The organism is Mycobacterium kansasii ATCC 12478 (assembly GCF_000157895.3).
Classification (GTDB): Bacteria; Actinomycetota; Actinomycetes; order Mycobacteriales; family Mycobacteriaceae; genus Mycobacterium; species Mycobacterium kansasii.
This window is the reverse complement of sequence record NC_022663.1, coordinates 591,798-610,609: the sequence shown is the minus strand read 5'-3', so window position 1 is coordinate 610,609 and position 18,812 is coordinate 591,798. Positions and strand designations below refer to the sequence as shown.

14 protein-coding genes and 3 pseudogenes are annotated in these 18,812 nt (G+C 62.2%); 7 read left to right on the top strand and 10 right to left on the bottom strand.

Translation table 11 applies throughout. The features are described from left to right. Positions 1 to 14: 14 nt before the first annotated feature. Positions 15 to 284, top strand: a complete 270-nt coding sequence (locus MKAN_RS02535; RefSeq protein ID WP_174893693.1) for a hypothetical protein — start codon at positions 15 to 17, stop codon at positions 282 to 284. A 101-nt stretch (positions 285 to 385) separates the two neighbouring features. Here MKAN_RS02535 and MKAN_RS02530 read toward each other — a convergent pair whose 3' ends face one another. Continuing rightward, positions 386 to 2,662: a hypothetical protein gene (locus tag MKAN_RS02530; protein WP_023364783.1), complete on the bottom strand. Its 2,277-nt coding sequence runs from the start codon at positions 2,660 to 2,662 to the stop codon at positions 386 to 388. Between the two features lie 242 nt (positions 2,663 to 2,904). On the opposite strand from MKAN_RS02530, the gene MKAN_RS02525 reads away from it, so the two are divergent. Together MKAN_RS02525 and MKAN_RS02520 are read left to right on the top strand one after the other, a co-directional pair. After that, positions 2,905 to 4,311 carry an IS110 family RNA-guided transposase gene (locus MKAN_RS02525; protein WP_023364781.1) on the top strand — a complete coding sequence of 469 codons (1,407 nt, stop codon included), beginning with the start codon at positions 2,905 to 2,907 and terminating at the stop codon, positions 4,309 to 4,311. Positions 4,312 to 4,690: 379 nt separating this feature from the next. Beyond that, positions 4,691 to 5,254, top strand: a complete 564-nt coding sequence (locus MKAN_RS02520) for a hypothetical protein (protein ID WP_023364779.1) — start codon at positions 4,691 to 4,693, stop codon at positions 5,252 to 5,254. 355 nt (positions 5,255 to 5,609) lie between these two features. On the opposite strand, the gene MKAN_RS29215 is transcribed toward MKAN_RS02520, so the two are convergent. Beyond that, positions 5,610 to 6,050, bottom strand: a complete 441-nt coding sequence (locus MKAN_RS29215) for an SRPBCC family protein (protein ID WP_080673991.1) — start codon at positions 6,048 to 6,050, stop codon at positions 5,610 to 5,612. A 715-nt stretch (positions 6,051 to 6,765) separates the two neighbouring features. Here MKAN_RS29215 and MKAN_RS02515 point away from each other — a divergent pair. The 4 genes and pseudogenes from MKAN_RS02515 to MKAN_RS02500 form a co-directional block, all read left to right on the top strand. Beyond that, on the top strand, positions 6,766 to 7,656 hold the full coding sequence (locus tag MKAN_RS02515) for an oxygenase MpaB family protein (protein ID WP_023364777.1): 891 nt from the start codon (positions 6,766 to 6,768) through the stop codon (positions 7,654 to 7,656). A 132-nt stretch (positions 7,657 to 7,788) separates the two neighbouring features. Beyond that, positions 7,789 to 8,427 (top strand): ester cyclase, encoded by a 639-nt coding sequence (locus tag MKAN_RS28610; RefSeq protein ID WP_023364775.1) that lies wholly within the window; start codon positions 7,789 to 7,791, stop codon positions 8,425 to 8,427. Positions 8,428 to 8,504: 77 nt separating this feature from the next. Next, entirely contained in the window at positions 8,505 to 9,377 is an 873-nt protein-coding gene (locus MKAN_RS02505; protein WP_023364773.1) for an SDR family oxidoreductase, read from the top strand. A gap of 192 nt (positions 9,378 to 9,569) precedes the next feature. Continuing rightward, a pseudogene (locus MKAN_RS02500) lies at positions 9,570 to 10,067 on the top strand (IS1380 family transposase); the annotation flags it as partial. 568 nt (positions 10,068 to 10,635) lie between these two features. Here the strand turns inward: MKAN_RS02500 and MKAN_RS02495 are convergent. The 8 genes and pseudogenes from MKAN_RS02495 to MKAN_RS31430 all read right to left on the bottom strand — a co-directional run bounded on the left by MKAN_RS02495 (position 10,636) and on the right by MKAN_RS31430 (position 18,741). Further along, positions 10,636 to 11,715 (bottom strand): annotated as a pseudogene (locus tag MKAN_RS02495) (IS110 family RNA-guided transposase). Positions 11,716 to 11,922: 207 nt separating this feature from the next. Then, positions 11,923 to 13,686: an IS1634 family transposase gene (locus tag MKAN_RS02490; RefSeq protein WP_051404564.1), complete on the bottom strand. Its 1,764-nt coding sequence runs from the start codon at positions 13,684 to 13,686 to the stop codon at positions 11,923 to 11,925. 436 nt (positions 13,687 to 14,122) lie between these two features. After that, a pseudogene (locus MKAN_RS30230) lies at positions 14,123 to 14,441 on the bottom strand (integrase core domain-containing protein); the annotation flags it as partial. A 109-nt stretch (positions 14,442 to 14,550) separates the two neighbouring features. Continuing rightward, complete coding sequence (locus MKAN_RS02480) at positions 14,551 to 15,591, bottom strand: tyrosine-type recombinase/integrase (RefSeq protein WP_023364761.1); 1,041 nt, start codon at positions 15,589 to 15,591, stop codon at positions 14,551 to 14,553. Then, a complete protein-coding gene (locus MKAN_RS02475; protein WP_023364759.1) occupies positions 15,591 to 16,541 on the bottom strand; it encodes a tyrosine-type recombinase/integrase in 951 nt (316 codons plus the stop codon). Before MKAN_RS02475 ends, MKAN_RS02480 begins: the two co-directional genes overlap by 1 nt. Next, the gene (locus MKAN_RS02470; protein ID WP_023364757.1) at positions 16,538 to 17,737 is read right to left on the bottom strand and encodes a tyrosine-type recombinase/integrase; all 1,200 of its coding nucleotides are present in this window, start codon (positions 17,735 to 17,737) and stop codon (positions 16,538 to 16,540) included. Before MKAN_RS02470 ends, MKAN_RS02475 begins: the two co-directional genes overlap by 4 nt. 57 nt (positions 17,738 to 17,794) lie before the next feature. Further along, positions 17,795 to 18,436: an IS3 family transposase gene (locus MKAN_RS30990; protein WP_023364754.1), complete on the bottom strand. Its 642-nt coding sequence runs from the start codon at positions 18,434 to 18,436 to the stop codon at positions 17,795 to 17,797. Continuing rightward, positions 18,433 to 18,741 (bottom strand): transposase, encoded by a 309-nt coding sequence (locus MKAN_RS31430; protein WP_023364752.1) that lies wholly within the window; start codon positions 18,739 to 18,741, stop codon positions 18,433 to 18,435. The genes MKAN_RS30990 and MKAN_RS31430 overlap by 4 nt, the downstream gene beginning before the upstream one ends. Between the last annotated feature and the right edge of the window lie 71 nt (positions 18,742 to 18,812).

The window sequence follows — 18,812 nt, the reverse complement described above, 5'->3', positions numbered from 1 at the left end:
GGGGGGTGGTCGTGATGTTCGAGCTGTCGCCCCAGGTGTACGCCCCTGGCATCGTGCCGGTTTCCGACATCCAGCTGCTTGAAGGCATGGTCGATTTCGCGGCAAAGTATGGCGGGAATCCCAACATGATCGAACTCATCGCGAAATGGCGTACAGGAGCGTCGAAGTACGGGCTGGCGGCACTGCAGCTGTACCTGGGTGTAGTGGGGTATCCATTCCTTCCAGTTGGCGACCACGTCGTGAAGACCAGCAAAAAGGTGGTGAAGCTGCTCGACGCCAATTAGTTTGCCGCAACCTGATTTTGGCAGGCGGAGCGATTTGAATTGTCGGGGGTGTGATCCCCACGCCTAAGACGGCTCCGTGCAGTACGGCGATTGCCGGGAGTTCATTCGAGGTCCGGTAGATCTGCCATGTTCTCGGGATTGTTCCACAGCCGTTCCATCGCTGCCAGCTCTTCGGGTTCGAGAGGAACTTCTCCGAATACCGCGTAGAGTGTTGTGTCCCAGGGGCGTACGTGGTCGTGGCGTGGCGTCAGCATCACAGCGACGGTTGTCGAAAGGCGACGCCGTTCGGGTTCGAGCGCTTTGATCCATTCGGTATGACGTAGCAGGACCCACTGTCTGAAGGCTTCCTTGTGCAGGTCCGTGAATTGATTGCACACCGCATATCCCAGATGCAGGTCGGCGGTGCCCAATAGATAACGTCGGAAATCCCAGCGGGCTGTGCCTATTGCTACGTATGGTGCTCTGCCCATGTGTGTCAACAGTTGGCGGCCCATGCCCGCGCGTTCGGCGACTGGGAGCTTGTCGAGGAGATGGAGCACGTTGACGCGGTCGGATTCCTCGCGATCCCACGGGCTGAGCGCAATATCTTCAAGTATCTGGAGATACATGCGTGCGCCGTATTCGTCTGCGGCACTGGCTGGTTCAATGGGCAAGACCGGATGCGACTTTCGAAGGGCAGGATCGCTGAGGGAGGCAGGGATTCGTGACCCTGACAAATCGGGTGGACTCTGCTCATCGGCCAAGGCCAACTCGTAGTAGTTGGCAACGTGTTCACCGGGCGCGATCTGGTCGGTGGCGATTCGGTGCAGGTAGTCCACAACGGCGGTCGTAGAACGGAGATGGTTGAACAGGAAATCCCATTCCCTCCGAAGGATAACTACATAGGGGATCGGGACCCCTTGTTCATAGGCAAACACAACATCTGGAGGAGTGTCGTGATCGATGATGATGACGCCCACCCACTGGATGGCATTGCCGTCGATGGTGATTGAGCGTCCCCGCGCGTTTACGTGAGGCATAGGATTACGCCGCACAGTCCGGACTGACCCGCTGGCCTGCCGTGCGCCTTCCTTGGCCCTCTTCGAAATCCATGCGCGTTCGCGATCAGGCTGATCGGTTGCTTCGGTCCGCGCCTTGACTTGCACGGCGAGGCCGCGATCGCCGCACACGATGGTTCCGTCTCCGACTTCTCGAGTGGCATTCCCGCGCTGGATGGTCTCGGGCCGGAAAACGAAGTCCGACAATCCCCAACGGGATGCCGAATCGCGGCTCGCGTCCTCGGCTGCGGTGCCGCGCTCACGGGATTGATCGAGTGGTTCAGCCACGGGCACGATTCGGCCATAGACCCCGTCAGGGCGCTGGACCAGCATGATCAATTCGTCGCCAGCGCGGTAGGTCGCCAAGCCGAGATCGGAACTGCGCAAACCCGCTTCGATATCCGGGGCTTCGCCGATGTCTACACGTGCCCACACCGGATCGTCCTCGATCGGGACGAGGCGAAAACGCCCCTCGGTCAGTGGCGCTCGCAAACCAACCGAGCGTTCAAACGCACAGATTAGTTCCTCGACCATCCCCAACAGTCCACGGCACTGCACATCGATGTTGTCGTCGGGATCTTCAGGCCACGGTTCCATGTTGAGGATGGGATCGAACGCGATGTTGGGGTTGGCCCGAACGCCGGCCGCACCTGGCGGCGCGCGGAAAGTGGCGACCCGATGCCAATCGACAAGAACACCGTCTGGCAAGCACTGGAGGTCGCTCACAACAGCCGGCGGATCAACTTCAACCATCGGGTTGGCCGAGTGTGCCCAGAACGCAATGACAGGACGGGCATTTCCTTCCCGCGCGGCGGCGAGGTTGAACAAGCGTGTCAGCACCGCCTGAACTGGCTGACGGACATCATCAGAAACGTGCCATCGATAGAAGGGCTGGAACTGCTCGATGAGTTGAATCTGGTCGGGCCTCAACCCCGAGAGCGCACCTGAGTCGAGGAAGCCGATGAACTCAGACGCCGTGCCGAAAAGGGGGAATCGGGGGAGGTGCTCACCGCCGGGTGAGCGCAACGGCCGGGAAACGCACTGTTCTGCGGCAAGTAGAGCTTCTCGCGCGCATCCGAGCAATGCATCGGCGAACCGCCCGGCCGCTCCCTCAAAGGGCTCAAGCCGGTAACCCTCATATTCGTCGATCAGAACGTCGAGGTACCCGATCCCGTAGTCGTCGATGTATACATTGCTCCCGAACAGCTCGCTGCCAACGAGGTCGTTCCACTCGCCCGCCATCTCCCGCGCAGCGTTGGTCGCAGCATCGAGCAATGACCACGCCGAATCGAACTCGTCACTTCGGAGCTCGACCGGCGCAGGTCGCTCGATGTCTGCCACTGCGGCAGGTTAACGTCTGCCACTGACATTTAGGTTTGGTGCAGGCCCGCGGACGGCCGAGGCCACTGACTGGAACACCTGTGATTCCTGAAGGTTGAGTGGCCGTCCGTGGGCACGGTCTGAGCCGACTGGTGTCTCTGTTCGGGAACTTGGAGCCGCTTGATTGTGGGACTTCTGCTTACGGAATGTCTGGGCTATGCCCGTCTGGACTCGGACTGTCTCAATCCGACGAAAGGATTCCTGTGGAACTGACTTTGGGTATCGACCCGGCCTGCCGGGCTGCCCACCAAGCATCGCTGGCACGCCCGGACGGGACGTTCGTGTGGACCGGACGAAAGTTCTTCACCCGGCCTGGCGAACTCGAGAAGCTGTGGAACGACATCGGACTCGGCGAGAAGGACACATTGCGTCTCGTGATGGAGCCGACCCGCAACGCGTGGGCCCCGGTCGCGTCCTGGTTCCGTCACCGCGGCGCCCGGATCTCGATGGTGCCCACCACCCAGTCCGCGGACCTACGCGCCTACTACTCCAAGCACACCAAAAACGACCGCCTGGACTCCAGGTTGCTGGCCCGCCTGCCGCTGCTGCACCCCGACGGGCTGCGCGAGCACACCGGCGACGGTCCCGCCGAGCTGCTACGGCGAATCGTCAAGATCCGCTCCTCGATCATCAAGCGCCGGACCGCGATCTACCAGCGCCTCGATGCCCAACTGGAGCTGCTCGGCCCAGCCTGGTACGTCGCACTGGGCTCCAACTACGGCAGGGCCGCACTGGCGCTGCTCACCCGCTGCGCCGACCCACACAGCCTGATCCGTCTTGGCCATGCCCGGTTGACTCGATTCTTGATCCGTTATTCCCGCGGCGCCTGGCGCGAAGCACAGGCCACCCTGGTAATCGCCGCCGCCCGCGAATCGCTGCAACTGTGGGGTGCCGGCGGCGACGCCAGGATCGACTTCGCTGAACTAGCCGCCGATATCGCGGTGGAGGCCGAACAGGCCCAGGTACTCACCGAGCAGATCGAAGACCTCGACGAGCGCTGCGCCAACCTCTACGCCGAGGCCGACCCCACCGGTATCATCGCCTCAGCGCCCGGTACCGGACCGGTCACCAGCGCTGTGATCGCCGGGCGCATCGGTGACCCGCACCGATTCCACTCCCTAGCCGCGATCCGCGCATACTCCGGGCTGGTACCCAAACTCAGCCAGTCCGGACAAGCCGAACATCAGCATGGGCTCACCAAGGCCGGCGATCCGCTGCTACGCGAAGCTGTATTCACCGCCGCCGACCAGGCCCGCAAAACCGACCCCCAATTGGCCGCAAAATACAAGCGGTTCTTGGCCACCGAACGACACCACGACTCAGCGATCTGCCACATCGCGACCATCCTGCTCACCCGGATCGCGACCTGCTGGCGCACCGGAGAGCACTGCGTCCTGCGTGACACTGACGGCCGCCCCCTCACCCCAGAGCAAGGACGCCGCATCGTCCGCACCCGCCATGCAGTCGACAAACAAACTCGCATCAACGCCGCCGACACCCGTCAGTCCCAACGCCGCAAAGGCAGGACGGGCCGGGAACAACAGGAGTCGCCAAGCGCTCCAATTCACCGGCCCGTCAACCTCAGCATAAAGCCCCCCAAGATCGCTTGACTCTGGTTAGGAACTCAGGATTGGTCCCGAGTCTCGGCCGGATCGACCGGTCCGAGTTCGGCCGCTCAGCTAGCGGGGATGTTCTGGTGGCGGTCTTGCGTCTGCCAGTGAGAGCGTGCGCAGTCGCCGCAGTGTCGAGACGGCCCGGCCCCCAATGGAACCAACCGAGCGTGGTATCCACGATGCCGCAATATCCGCAGATCACTGTCGGTTCTCCATTCCTCGATGTTCGAGGACCCATGGTGCGCTCTCACTGCCTCTGTTTCGAACACGCCCCAAACAGAGGAGGAACTGGGATCTGTGAGCCCATCGTGGCTGTCGTACTGCCGTGGCCGTCAGACGTCGGGTGCGTGCACCGCGCCAGCGTACGCTCCACAGCATGAACGCGTTCACCGTCATCTCAACTGTCGGCGGCCTGGTCATGACCGCTTTCGGCATCTGGCTGACCATCCGCGCCAACCGCAATGCGACGAGCGCGCCTTTCGACGAACGACAGGCAGCTCTGCGTATGCAACTACGAAGGCAGCTCAACTCGCAGTTCCGTTTAGTGCGGGCAGTCGACAACGTTGGGCGAGGCGTCCTTCCCGGAAGCGCGGTGGAGGCAGATCTCGACGAATTACGGACGTATCTGAGCGCGAAGAAGCACTCGTTCATCCTGCCGAGGCCTGAGCAGATCGCGGTGGTCATCAAGTCCCTCGATGGCGCCCTGGCCGCGCTCGCAGTAGCGCACCACCCACCAAGGAACGACGCCGCCTTCATCCCGCACGTGGATGAGATCAAGTGCAACGTACTGAGGCCGTGGCTGGAGAAAGCGCTCGCAGACATGAACGTGCTAATGAATGGCCTGGCAGCGGCGATCGAGCGGCAGCAGATGTCGGCGCGTCAACAGATCAGACTGGTCGCGGCCCTGAACCCAGAAAACCAGACGCCGATTGAGGTATAAGCACCCTAACTGTACTGCCGGGTATAAATGGCCACGTCGGGGCGACGGCTCCGCGAATACGGGTGCCCGACCAGCGGTCAGAAACCGCGGCTTCGGTCACAGTCACCCCTTGGCGTCGACGTTCAATCCAGAATAGTGATGCGTGGGGCAGTGCGAAATGTGGCAATTCGAGAAACGGATGTGCGTAACGCAGCGGTCGAGACGCTCCGGGGTCATCGGCTTAACCTTATTGAGCGCGTGGCGATCATGCGTGGCCGCGACGCCGGACTCGGGGGTCGGCGATATCGCCAGCACGCTCGGGCGTGATCGAACGACCGTCTGGCGTGAGATACGGCGTAAAGGGGCATCGCAGGGATCAGCCAAGCGACTCTACGCGCGCCTTCAAAGCTTTTAACGCGGTATCAATGACTGCGCGTTCTGCGCGGCGTTTTATTATGCCAGGCACCGAAACTCGAAGATCGATCGTCAATTGGTAGCTAACTTCCGTGCCATAATCTTTGGGAATCAGTGTATATCGCCCAACTAGTGATCGAACAGTATTACTCTGCGTGAGAGTCCAACTTAATTCCTTGCCGTTGGGTGCCCAGAGAAACTCGAGTACGTGTGGCCCTTTGATAATCGCCGCCTCGACAACCATGCGTGCTCGCGTAATCCGGCCTGCCGAATCCGCGCGGAGCACCTCAACCTTTTTGTACTCTGGAACCCATTCAGGGTATGTTTCCATATCGGCAATTACAGCCATCACCTCGTCGGGTGGAGCCTCGATGGCAATCGTCAGAATCGATCTGCCCGCCATGGGGCGAATGGTACAGTGCCACGGTCACCTTTCACAGAGCATTGGGTGGCCCCAGACGAGAACGGCCGGCGCGACCGGCGATGACGAACATTTCTTTGGTCGAGGCGCGAATGCCTGTCGATTTCCAGATGTTCGCCTGATGGGTGCCTAGCGGCGGTGACCCGCTTCGCAGTGAACGACCTCGTCCGCCTTGAGTGTGGATGCTGCCCTGTAGAAGCGATGCCGAGGTAGTCGACCGTCCGGGGGGTATCCTCCGGAGGCATTGCCACTGCACGCTCGCCAATGTATCTTTCACTATGCGGGAGGTGGTTTGGCGTGATCGGTAGTCTATGGCGATTGCTACAGCCACCTGCCAACTGCGCCCACCCCCTGAGACGGCGCCCTAGTAAGCGGTACGATCGCTGGCTGGGATCCCGATGTGAATTTCCTACCGCGTTATTTCGCAATTTGGGTGTCAATTGGAGTTTGGCATCAACCCGACAATGATGCTCCGAATCTTCAACCAAGTTCGTCTGAACGCCGTGCATTCTCATTGGCGGCCCACCAGTTCTGATCTTATACGGGTGAGGCGAACGCTGAGGATGAGTGACTTAGAGCCAAGAGTATCTAGACCTGCGCTCTTCGCCAAGAAAAGCCCGCGGCCACCCGTAGCTAGCGTCCGCGCCCTATTACGAAACTCGGGCCTACATGCAAGCATTCCAAAGGAGATTGATCGATGGCGAGGCCAGCAGCTAAACGGGTAGAGCGGCGGCCGATTGAGCCAAACACCCGACTGTGGGACGAGATGGGGCTCATAACGTTCTCTCTAGCAGCAGGATCGTCATTCCTCCTGCAAGCGATGGAGCCATCCATCGCGGCTGTCGTCGACGAACATTCTACGTTCCGAACGGATCCACTCGGCCGCACAATTCGTAGTGTCGCGTCGGTTATGACGTGGATCTACGGTGGTGACGAAGCGCTAGCCGAGGCGGATCGGTTGCGTGCCCTGCACGCCAAGCTGCAGAGTGTTGATGAAAACGGGGTCAGGCATACTGCACTCGCGACAGGTCCCTGGGCCTTTGTAATGCAAACCAACGCTTATTGCACGCTTGAGGCGTCCACCTACTTCTTACGGTATCCGCTAACGCCTGCAGATAAAGAGGCGCTATATCAGGAGTTCAAGCAAGTTTGGCGCAATTTCGGAGTAGTGGAAAAGGAGATTCCGGACACGTACGCTGAACTTGTTGAGCACGTGGAGACTGTCATTAACGATCGCTTGCACGAGTCGAAGGTTGCTCGGGAGGTTCTGGAAGTCTTCCGCAATCCGCCATTGCCCCAACAGATTCCCAGATTGTTCGAACCGCTGTGGCGGCTCGCGGTCGCTCCTACCGCCAGGGTGCAGCACTTTATTCTGATCGGCACTACCCCCGCCAGTGCTCGTCGAAAGTTGGGACTTCGTTGGTCTCGCACCGACGAATTCAAGCTTCGACTGCTCGGTCAAACCATCGCCTATGGCGTATCGCTACTCCCAGAAAGGTTGCGATATTTTCCGATCGCGTACGAAGCCCGTCAGCTCGAACGGAATCGAATGCGGCTACACAAGCTCCTTGAGATGCGCCCCTTCTGAGAAGCTGTTAGAGTCTGGTTTGCCGAGCGGTCTGCGTCACCCCGCATGCTGGTTCGACGCCATGCGATTTGCGCCCGAGCTGCCTTGTGTATTTCACACTCTAGCCGGTCATCCTGACTAGGAGGAAATCCGATGAGCCACGGCACCGACAAGAATTCATCGTCTACGGCAATCGTCACCAACGGCATGACCACAGAGCAGTTGGTCCAGGCTATGCCCCAGCTTGTGGCAGAACTCCCGGAGCGCACGGGACCCACTCTAGGAGACATGCTACGGAATTGGGCAGAGAAGTGGCTCAAGGCCTGGAATAGCCACGACGTCGATGCAGTGACCGCGGTGGTCACCGACGATATCGTCTACGAGGACCCGTCGATGTTTGGTCAACACATTATCGGTAAACCGGACTTTGGGGCCTTTCTGCAAATGTTTTGGCGGGCCTTCCCCGATGCTTTTTTCGAGATCTCGGGCAGCCCGTATTTGGCACTTCTCGGCACCGGTGTTGCCGTTCCGTATCGAGTGACCGGCACGTTTACCGGCGACCTGTACGGTCCCTCGCCGTTGACCCTGGCCCCAACAGGACGGCGTGCGGATATTACGGGCGTCGACCTGTACGAGTTCCGCGACGGCCTACTGTCCCACTGGATCAGCGTGATCGATGGTCTCGCCCTCGCACAGCAGCTCGGTCTGGCACCTCCGGCCCGGAGCACCATGTTTAGGCTGGCGATGAGGATGCAACGTCTTGCTGCTCCCGCGATGCGGCGGATGCACTGACAGCGCGAGATCTCTAGTTCCGCGAGGGGAGCGTTATGTGATTGGGCGCGACTCTGGAGTGGGGTACTTTTCTCGATATGAGTCCTGTCGCTAACAAAGTAGCTTTCATTACCGGCGGTGCGGGTGGGGTTGGCGCTGAAGTGGCTCGGCGTCTCCATGGTCTGGGTGGCAAGGTTGTGCTGATCGACCTTGATTGCGGCCAGTTAGAGGCGCGTGCTGCGGAGCTCGGTGACGACCGGGTGCTGACCGTCTGCGCTGATGTGCGCGATCTCTGCGCGATGCAGGAAGCCGCGGATCGAACGGTCGAGCATTTCGGGGGGATAGACATTTTGATAGCAAACGCCGGGATTGTTACGTTTGGCTCGGTTCTGCAAGTCGATCCCAACGCATTCCAGTCCATAATGGATGTAAATGTCGTCGGGGTGTTCCATGCGGTGCGAGCAGGATTGCCCTCGGTGCTTGAGCGCCGAGGTTATGTGCTTATTGTGTCGTCGATGGCCGCCTACGCAGCAGCTCCCGGCATGGCGCCCTACAACACGGCTAAGGCAGCTGTCGAGCATTTCGCAAATGCACTGCGGCTGGAGGTCGGGTCCCGCGGAGTCGCCGTCGGCTCGGCCCATATGGCTTGGGTCGATACGCCAATGCTGCGGAACTCCATGTCTGACCTATCGGCTTTCCGAGAATTGGTTCAACGATTGCCAGGTCAGCTTGGCAAGATCACATCGGTGCAGGAATGCGGTGCAATCTTTGTAGAAGGGATCGAAAAACGTGCCCGCCGCATCAACTGCCCACGCTGGGTAAATGTCTTTCAATGGCTCAAGCCAGTAATGGCCTCGTCTTTTGCGCAAGCCCAAGTTGCAACCGTCGTCACTGACTTATTGCCCCGGTTGGATTCGGAAGTTGCTGCGCTCGGCCGATCGGTAACCGAACACACGAAGGCGATTCTTTAGGCGATGCCGCCCTTCCTGAGTCGATGGATCAAGGACTCGCTAGACATCCCAGGTCCGTAAGTTGTCAAGCGGCTGCGGTCATCCGGTGTGCCCAGGCTTTGTGCTCGTCGTAGCGCGTGTTGTGGCGTGGGCAGCCTTGAAGGATGCCGACGAGTCGGTTTGCCCAGGGCGCGTGGGGCTTGATGATGGGTCCAGCGGATCGACCCCGCGCACCTTCCCGGAATCCACTCCGCCCGGGCAACGGCCAGGGCCGCGGCGTGGGTCGCCGGCGCCGCCCCTGGTGACGGGCAGTGGTTGCATATCGACATCGATGCCACCCTGGTCCTCGATCACTCCGACAACAAAGAGGTGGCGACGCCTACCTGGAAGAAGTCGTTCGGCCTGCACCCGTTGCTGGCGTTTCTCGATCGCCCCGAGATCGCCGGTGGGAAGGCGCTGGCCGGGCTGCTGCGCACCGGTCGCGCCGGTTCCAACACCGCCGCCGATCACATCACCGTGCTGGACGAGGCGTTGGCGTCGCTGCCATCGGCGTGGCGGCCAGATCCCGGTCGTGGCGGTGATCGCGACGCGCCGAAGGTGCTGGTGCGCTGCGATTCGGCCGGGGCCACCCACGATTTCGCCGGCGCGTGCCGCGCTGCCGGAGTGGGGTTTTCCTTCGGCTACCCGGTGGACTGGCGGGTCCAAGACGCCGACACGGGACCACCCAACGTGGCCAACCCGCAAACCCCAACCCGCCCACCCACGAAGGCGCCGAATCGACCACCATCACACTCGACGAAAAATCGAGGCTGATATGTAGGGACGGTTTGTTAAGGGGACACGGCGGATTGGTCCTGATGTCGAGTGCAGGGCAGGGATTTTCCTGTTCTCCCGGGTGGCGTGGTGGTCGTGGACGTCGCCCGGGGCCGGGGTCAGGGCTGGGGCCGCAAGGCCCCACCCCGAAGGGGGCTTGGCCTTGACGGCGGCGAGGACGACGTGATCGTGTTGCGGCTATAGGGAACAGGAATTGGGGAGAACCGTGGGGGGATCGAAGTCGAGGTCAGCGTGTCGTTTCGCGACGCGTGGTCGAGGCTGATATGCGCGGGTTGGTTACCGCAGGACCGAGTGTTGGGCTGGGAGCGTAGCGCGGGTCTAAGAACGGGCGTGGCCAGGGGCCTGGGCGGCCACCGGTTGCTCATAGCCTCGGGGCGCATTGCTCCTCGCGCTGTGACCTGGATGATCCGATCCCTCCACGGTTCAGTTCGGGGGCTGGGGGGGTTCAGTCGGGCAACACCGCCAGCGACCAGCACCAGCCGGCAAGTTCGCGCGCGACAGCGACGTTGGCGATCACCGCTCGTTTCCTGCGCAGGTTCAAGTCGACCCAGCGGGCATGCAGCCGCTGGTTGTCGGCATGGGCCCGGGCGCGGGCCGCAGCCGGGGCCTGATCCCGGGCGCCGCAGTGCCACTGCGGGCCGGTAGGCGCTGCGATGGTGCCAGGCAGCTTCCACCAGCAGCCGGCGCACAATGGGTGTTAGGTCTTGGTGATCGCGCCTTGCACCCGGCTGGCCCCAGAGGAATGCTCACTGGGAACCAGCCCGAGATAGGCGCCGATACTCGCGCCGGTGAAGCGATCCCAGTCGCCGATCTCGACCGCCAGCGCGAACCCGGTCAACGTCGAGATGCCGCGCAGACATGCCAGCCGTCGCGTCATCGGGCCAAACTTGCTGTCAGCGGCCAGCGCGGTGATCTTCTCATCGAGGCGCGCACGCCGCGCGGTAGCCAGCACCACCGCCTCGTAGGCATCCTCGAACGCCGACTGCGTGGGGGCGGCGTCAAATCGCTGGTGGTGCAGCCACCGGTCGTGACGTTCAGTCCACGCCTTGCCGTCGTAGTAGACGATCCCGTGACGCAGCAACAATTTCGACAACCGATGTCGGACCCGCATCAAGTCCGCTCGGGCGGCTTCCCGGGCACGGACCAGATCCCGGGCGGCTTCCTCGGCCGCACTCGGAATCCACACCGGCACAACCTCGTCCAGCCGCAACAACCGCGCCAAATTCAGCGCGTCGCGCGCATCGGTTTTCACCCGATCACCCGCCGGGCGAAGCAACTTCGACGACGCCGCGACCTCGCATCGCAATCTCGCCGCCGACAACGCCCGCGCCAACCCGAAACCCGTCGGACCGGCCTCATAGACCACTGCGCACGGGCCCGGCAGCTGGCCCACCCACTCGATGACCTCCGCGTGCGACGGCGTCAACCGCGGCCGAAACACCTCCCCGCTTCGCCCATCAATCGCCGCCGCGACAACCGAGCGGGCGTGCACATCCAAACCAACACTCGTACGCTCGCAAAACACCGGGGCCTCCTTCACACCTGTCGGAAAGGCCGAGCACAGAACCGCGCTCGGTAACCCACGAGATTGCGTGAGCGAGGCCCCGGCCAGCAACTACTCCACTCCGCGAAGCAGTCACCACATACGGTCTAAACCGAAGTTACGGCGGTGAGGGCGCTCGAACCCCCAGTTGAGCTGGGGGTTCGGTGTTTTCGGGTGTGGATGTTTTGGCTACTGCAGGCTTAGCGGGATGGTTGTGTTGAGGAGTTGGAAGGCTCGGGTTTGGGTGTCGGTGGCCTCGGTGAGCATGGGCACGGGGGTTTTGGTGCCGGCGAAGCGGACTTGGTTGCGGGTGAGTGTGGCTAGGTGGGTGAGCAGTCCTTGGTAACTGTGGGTGGGCAGTTGGGCGTCGGTGGTGGTTTTGCGGGCTGCTTTGGTGGCGGCTTGGGGGGATCGCTGCGCTGGTGCGACGGGGTTGTCGCGGGTAGGGGGGTTTTCGTCGGTGAAGGTCAGCGGCGCCAGGGCGTGACGCAGGTGCCAGGTGAGGTAGGCGGCGAGCATGCAGATCAGGACGTGGGCGCGGACGCGGTCCTCAAGGCGGTGGTGGATCGGGCGCAGGTCTAGGTCGTCGGTTTTTAGGCTGCGGAAGTCGCGTTCGACGTTGGCGAGGTTCTTGTAGGCGTTGATGACGGCGGCGCTGGCCAGATCGCTGGCGGGCACGCTGGTGCGCAGCACGTAGATGCCGTCGAGGGCGGCTTCGGCGCTGATCTGGGTGTGCCTGCGGGTGATGGTCACGGTGGTGTCGGTGATGGTGACGTGCAGGTGTTTGGCCATTTTGTATTTGTCAATGACTTTGCCGATTTTGAGGCCGATCTGATCGGCGCCGACCAGTCGCCGGGCGGCCACGGCGGCGGTGATAGGGGCCAGGAGTTGTTCGGTGGCGTTAAGCAATTCGCCGCGTTTGCGGGCGCGTTCGGCGGCCAGCAGGGGGTTGCGGCAGCAGATCAGCCGTTCGCCGGGATAGTCGGGGTGGGTGATCTCGGCGAAGTCGTGGTCATCGAACAGCGACATCTGCAGCGGTCCGTCATCGGCAGCCAGGGCCGCGATGGAGGGGGCGCGCAGCGCGGTCAGCCAGCCGATTCCGCCGAGGTCTTTAAGGGCGGTGATGCGCGCGGAGGTGATCATGCCGCGGTCACCGACCATCACCATGTTGGTCAGTCCGAAGCGGTCTTTGACCGTGGTAACCGCGGCGCGAAACGCGGTGGGGTCGGCGGTGTTGCCGGCGAACACCCGGATCGCGACCGGGCGCCCGGCGGGGTCGGTGAGCAACCCGTATTCGATTTGTGGGCAGCCCTTCTTGCCGTCGCGGGAATAGCCGCGGGCGGCCAATTCACAACACCGACCGGTCACCCACGAAGAGGACAGGTCAAACATCGCGATCCGCGACGGGTTCACTTCGTGGTCCAGATGCCTTGCCGCCAACTGCTTTTCGATGTGATCTTGGCGCTGGTGCAGCCAGTCCATCGCCGCGTACACCTCGTCGCTGCTCGCGCCGGTGATACCCAAATCGGCGCCCAGGGTGGTATCGGCCCACCCGGTCAGTGTGGACAATTTCGAACCCGGCCTCAGCACTCGGGACACGATCAGCCCATAGGCCAAATCGCGGGCCCGGCACGGCGGGCCCAGCAGGGCCGGCAGGCCCAATGTGCGCGCCATGGTGTGTACCGCAGCGACGTGGCCGTGTGGTAGCGATGATTCGATGCGCACCGCGTCGCCGGCGGCCACCATCGTCGCACCCGACAGCACCGCCTCGATCGCGCTGATCGCGGCCTCGGGCAGGGCGGACAGGTTGGCCAGTTGCTGGTGTTTAACCGTGCCGCCGTCGCGGAAGCTGCGCCGCAGATACACCGACTGGTAGTCGCGACGCCGACCGGCCTTATCCACATGACTACTCTTGATCCTGGCCACATGCATCGCGCCTGACCGCCGCACCATATGCTGCATCATAGCGTTATTCGCAAGAAATCCAGACCCGACACACCATAGTTTTTTGGCTACGTTTCGAGACCGCTACAACACCATAGCCGCAGACCAGACACACAATTAGCGCTCAAACACGCCGTAACTTCGGTCTAAAACGGGGTGGGCTCAGTAACGGGGACTCGCCACGTCACCGAAAGGACTCGGGTCCACACGCGTTCGGTACCCAGCTCGCGTGTGAGTGAATCCAAGCCATCACTAATTGCAGTCGACCGGCCCACCCGCCAGCCTCTTGCGTGGATTAGCCGTGCACAAAGATCAATTCCACTGGCCGCGCCTGTAATAAAGATTGATCTCATTGTGTGCACTCGCTTTCTCCTTAAGGCGTGGCGGCGGGAACAATCACGAAGAGGGGCGAACGGGTCTGCTGCACGGATAAGTGACAGTTTCTTCACGCGGCCTGGCTGGCCGGTGTGGTCATGATTGCTTCGTATTCGATAGGGGTCAACCGGCCGAGAGCGATTTGGCGTCGGCGGCGGTGGTAGGTGCGTTCGATCCAGGTGACGATCGCGATGCGAAGCTGTTCGCGGGTGTCCCATCGTCGGCGGTTCAAGACGTTCTTTTGCAGCAGACTGAAGAAGCTCTCCATGGCTGCGTTGTCGCCCGGCTGCCCCGACTCGGCCCATGGATCCGGCCATGTCGCAGCGGCCCAACGCGTGGACGAATCGTCGGCTTCGAAATTGCGATCCGCGGTCGGAGTTAAGCCGAATTCGGCTTAACGCCGATTATGCCGAGGTCTGTGTTAAGCCGAGGATCTGCGGAGATGTCCTGCGCTCGTGGGGGGTGCTGGCGGATTTCTCGGCTTAACGTTTCAGGCGGTTATCGCAGACTGTAGAGGGTTTGGAGTTGGTCTTCGGTGAGTGGCTCGGTGGCCGCGGTGTTGATCGCGGGGGTGGCGGCGTTGATCGCTTGACGCATCATGTCCAGGGTTGCAAAGGCATAGAAAGCTGCTGTGGTGGAAGCGTTTTCGTGGCCGAGGAGGTGCATGATGATCGGTAGCGGGATGCCCTGCTGGTAGAGATCCATCGCTTTGGTCTTCCGCAGCAGGTGACAGTGGATGTTCGCCGGGATCGAAGGGCATTGAGTACGCGCGGATTCGGCGGCCTGCTTGAGCACGGCGGCGACCGTGTCAGCGGACAGTTCGGCAGGTCGCCCGCGATGCAGACTGTAGAACAATGGCCGTCTCGCGGGCAGTTTGGTGATGTTCGGGTGGAACTCGTCGAGGTAGACGTGCAGATGGCCGATGGTCTTGTCGGTAAGGGGCACGACGCGGGTCTTGTTGCCCTTGCCGGTAAGCAGGATGTGGCCGGGCTCGGTCAGGCGGAGATCGCCCAGGGTCAGGCCGGTGATCTCGCCCACGCGAGCCGCGGTGTCGTAGAGCAGAATGAGCAGCATCCGGTTCCTGCGAGATTTCGCTGTCTGCCCGGTGAACGCGGCAAGGATCGCCCGGGTTTGAGCTTCGGTGAGGTACTCGACGGGCCTGCGGGGCCCCGCCGGCGCTTTGAGGGCCTTGGCTGCCTGGCTGAGCGCGACGAGCGTGAGATCTTCGTAGGCCGCGTAGGCCAGGAACGCCTTGATGGCGCTGAGGCGCAACGTGACGGTCTTGGGCGTGTAGTGCCGCTGATCGGTCATCCAAGCCAGCCATCCCTTCAGGTGTGGACGGTCGAAGTGATCGAAGCTGAGGTGCTCACGTCCGATGTGCTCAGCCTCAGCGAGGTAGTCCAGGAAGCACTCCAGGCTGATCCGATATGCCTCAACCGTTTTCGGTGACAGTCCTCTGGTCTTGGGTATGTAGGAGTGCAGATAATCGCGGGCGACCCCGAAGAAGTCCGGCGCACCGGTATGTGGGTCGCGTCTCATCAGAATCCCACCTGCGGTAGCAGGGACTGGCGGTCCCGGGTGATGTCGGCGTAGGCGGCCATGAAATCGGGCGAGGTGTGCACGTAGTAGTACGTGCTGTCAAAGGTTGCGTGGCCCATGTAACGAGACAGGTAGGGCAGCATCGCGGTGACGTCGTCACCGGCGGTCATCCACCGCTGGATATTGGCGTAGGCGAAGTGATGCCGCAAATCGTAGGGCCGTGGCTGTTGACCGGCCACGGGCCGGTCAAGCCCGGCCTGGTCCCAGATGCGGCCGAATATCTTCCCGACTGTTGCCGCGCTGACCTGGTTGCCGGTAGCGGAGACGAAAAACGTTCGGCGCGAGGCGAAATGATCTCGCGAGGTCCGGTCGCACGTGTCGAGGATCTCGACCACCTCGGCGGTCAGCGGCAGCCTGCGGCCGCGATGGCCTTTGGACCAAATGATGTCGATGTGTCCGGCGTCGAGGTCGACCTGACCGGTCTGCAAGGCGCGGGTTTCGCCGGTCCGCAGCCCGCACGAGTGCATCAAGGTGAAAAACGCGGCCGCCTGCCACCGCCACGGGCATGGCGTCTGAACCCGGGCGGCGGCAGCGAAGAACAATTCGATTTCACGCCGAGACAGCAGATAGGGATGAGCGGCAACGATAGGGGCTTTCCACCGATCAGAGAGCACATACGCGCCAGGGATCTCGTTCATTGCCATCCAGCGGCCGACGTCACGGATGTAGGACATCCAGGACCGGTAACGGCCCGAATGTTGCAGCTGAACAGCGACCCAGCCTTCAACCGTGTCCTTGTCGAACACCGTGCGGTCGTGCTCGGCGCAGTAGGCGTCGAACCGTTTCAGGTACCAGATGCGGGAAGCGCCAGTGAATCCCATCTTCGCCTTGAACGCCAGATAGGCATCCAGCTCGGTGGCGAACGCGCTGGTGAAGCCGTGGCCGCTCATGACCGCACAGCTTCTGGGACCGGCAGAACGCAATCGAGCAGACGTCGCCGGTCGACGCTCATGTAGAGGTTCGTCGATTCTTCGCTGGCGTGGCCCAGCACTGCCGCGATCGTCGGCAGTGGAACCGCTGCGGCCAGCAGCCGGGATGCGGCGTTGTGGCGCAGCAACCGGGTTCCCGCCTTCGCCTCGGCCACCCCCGCTTTCCGGAATGTCTCGACGGTCACCCGGTGCACCGTCGCGTGGTCGTTGAGCCGGGTGTGTGGCGCTTTCATACGCAGGAATAGGTGATCATCGCCGGAGCTGGGACGCTCGTCGAGCACATAAGAAGCCAGCTTGCCCAGCAGCAGCGCCGGCAACGGCAGCGTCAGCGGGTTGCCCGTCTTCTGCTGCACGATCCCGATCGTGTGCCCACGCCAGTCGACATCACCGATCCGCAGCGCCACGATGTCACAGGCCCGCAATCCCGTCGTCAATGCGAGCAAAGTGATCGCGGCGTCTCGCGCGCTGACCACCCCCGACGCACACGCACGAACAACCAGCTCTTCATCGGCGTCGCCCAAGAGGGGGACTATCGCGTGAAAGCGTTTGACGCCAGCCAGATTCAGCGCATTAACCAGATCGGCGCGGCCGGTGAACTTCAGGAACGGACGAAAGTTCGACACCACCCAAAACAGCGATGACCTGGCCCACCGATCCAGTATGGATTCCAAAAACGCCAAGACACTGGCACCATCCGCGCCGTCCAGCACGGCGATCCCGCGTCTTTCTACGAACACCAGGTAGCTTCGCGCCACCCTTCCATAGGCCTCGCGGGTGGCCGGTGCCAGACCGCGCCGGCCCATCTCGGCCTCCCACGTGGCGTCCAGCGCAACGAAGTCGCCGCCCACCGGCCGTGGGCCTCCGCCGCCGCGGCCACGAACCGCCAGGTCCACCCGCCCGGTCTGCACATAGGAGTCGAACACCGTAACAAGACGCCGGTAATCGAACCGGCGCTGCGCGCTGAACCGGCCGGTGCGTACACTGGTCGTCATCGAGGCGAACTCCACACCCAAGCCGGTGGAATACTCACGCCCCGAGGCAAACTCAGTCAGCGCCTTGATCGTCTTGGCGTACTGACCAACCGTCGATTCCATATAGCCGGCCGCCCGCAACTCCGCCACGACAACCGCGCCGATCCCACTGACCGTCGTATCCATCACCGTCTCCTTCCACAGACGTAGAGATACGACGGACGCTAACCACCACCCGAAACGTTAAGCCGAGAAATCCGCCAGCACCCCCCACGAGCGCAGGACATCTCCGCAGATCCTCGGCTTAACACAGACCTCGGCATAATCGCTGTGGACGATGCAGCCGGCAACATCGCCACGACGAGCGACCGCGCTGGCCAACGCTTGGGTGGCCAGCCGTGACTTCATCCGCGAGTCAATCGAGTAGCCGACGATGCGGTTGGAGAACACATCCTTGATCGCACACACATAGAGCTTGCCCTCACCGGTGCGATGTTCGGTGATATCGGCTAGCCACAATCGATTTGGCGCGTCAGCGGTGAAACGACGACCGACCAGATCATCGTGAACCGGCGGGCCAACCTTGCCGTTCTTACCCCGCTTGCGCTTACCGAAGGCACTCCACCAGCCGTTGCCCGAGCAGATCCGCCAGGCGGTGCGCTCGGCCATCGGGTGGCCGGCGTCTCGGGCCTCCTCGACCAGGAACCGATAACCGAACTCCGGGTCGTCGCGGTGGGCGTCGAACAACGCGTTGGCCCGCTGCGCTGCAACGTATTCGGCGTCGGTGACCGGATCGGTCAGCCAGCGATAGTAGGGCTGGCGGGCGAGCTTGAGGACCCGGCACGTCACCACCACCGGAATCCCGTTGGCGGCGAGCTCTTTCACGAGCGGGTAAATCCTTTTCCCGGCAGGTTCGACTGCGACAAATATGCCGCGGCCCGACGCAGCACCTCGTTCTCCTGCTCGAGCAGCTTGATCCGCCGCCGGGCCTCCCGCAACTCCGCCGACTCATTCGTCGTCGTGCCCGGCTTAGCCCCATCATCGACATCGGCCTGGCGCATCCACTTCGACAGCGTGATCGGATGCACCCCGAAATCGGCGGCAATCTGCTCGATCGTCACACCGTTCTCACGATTGCGGGCAACCCGCACAACATCGTCGCGGAACTCCTGGGGATACGGCCGTGCCATGATGACATCCTCTCAGCCCACCCAGTCTGGGCAAGCGAGCTCGGTGTCACTTATCCGTGCAGCAGACCCAA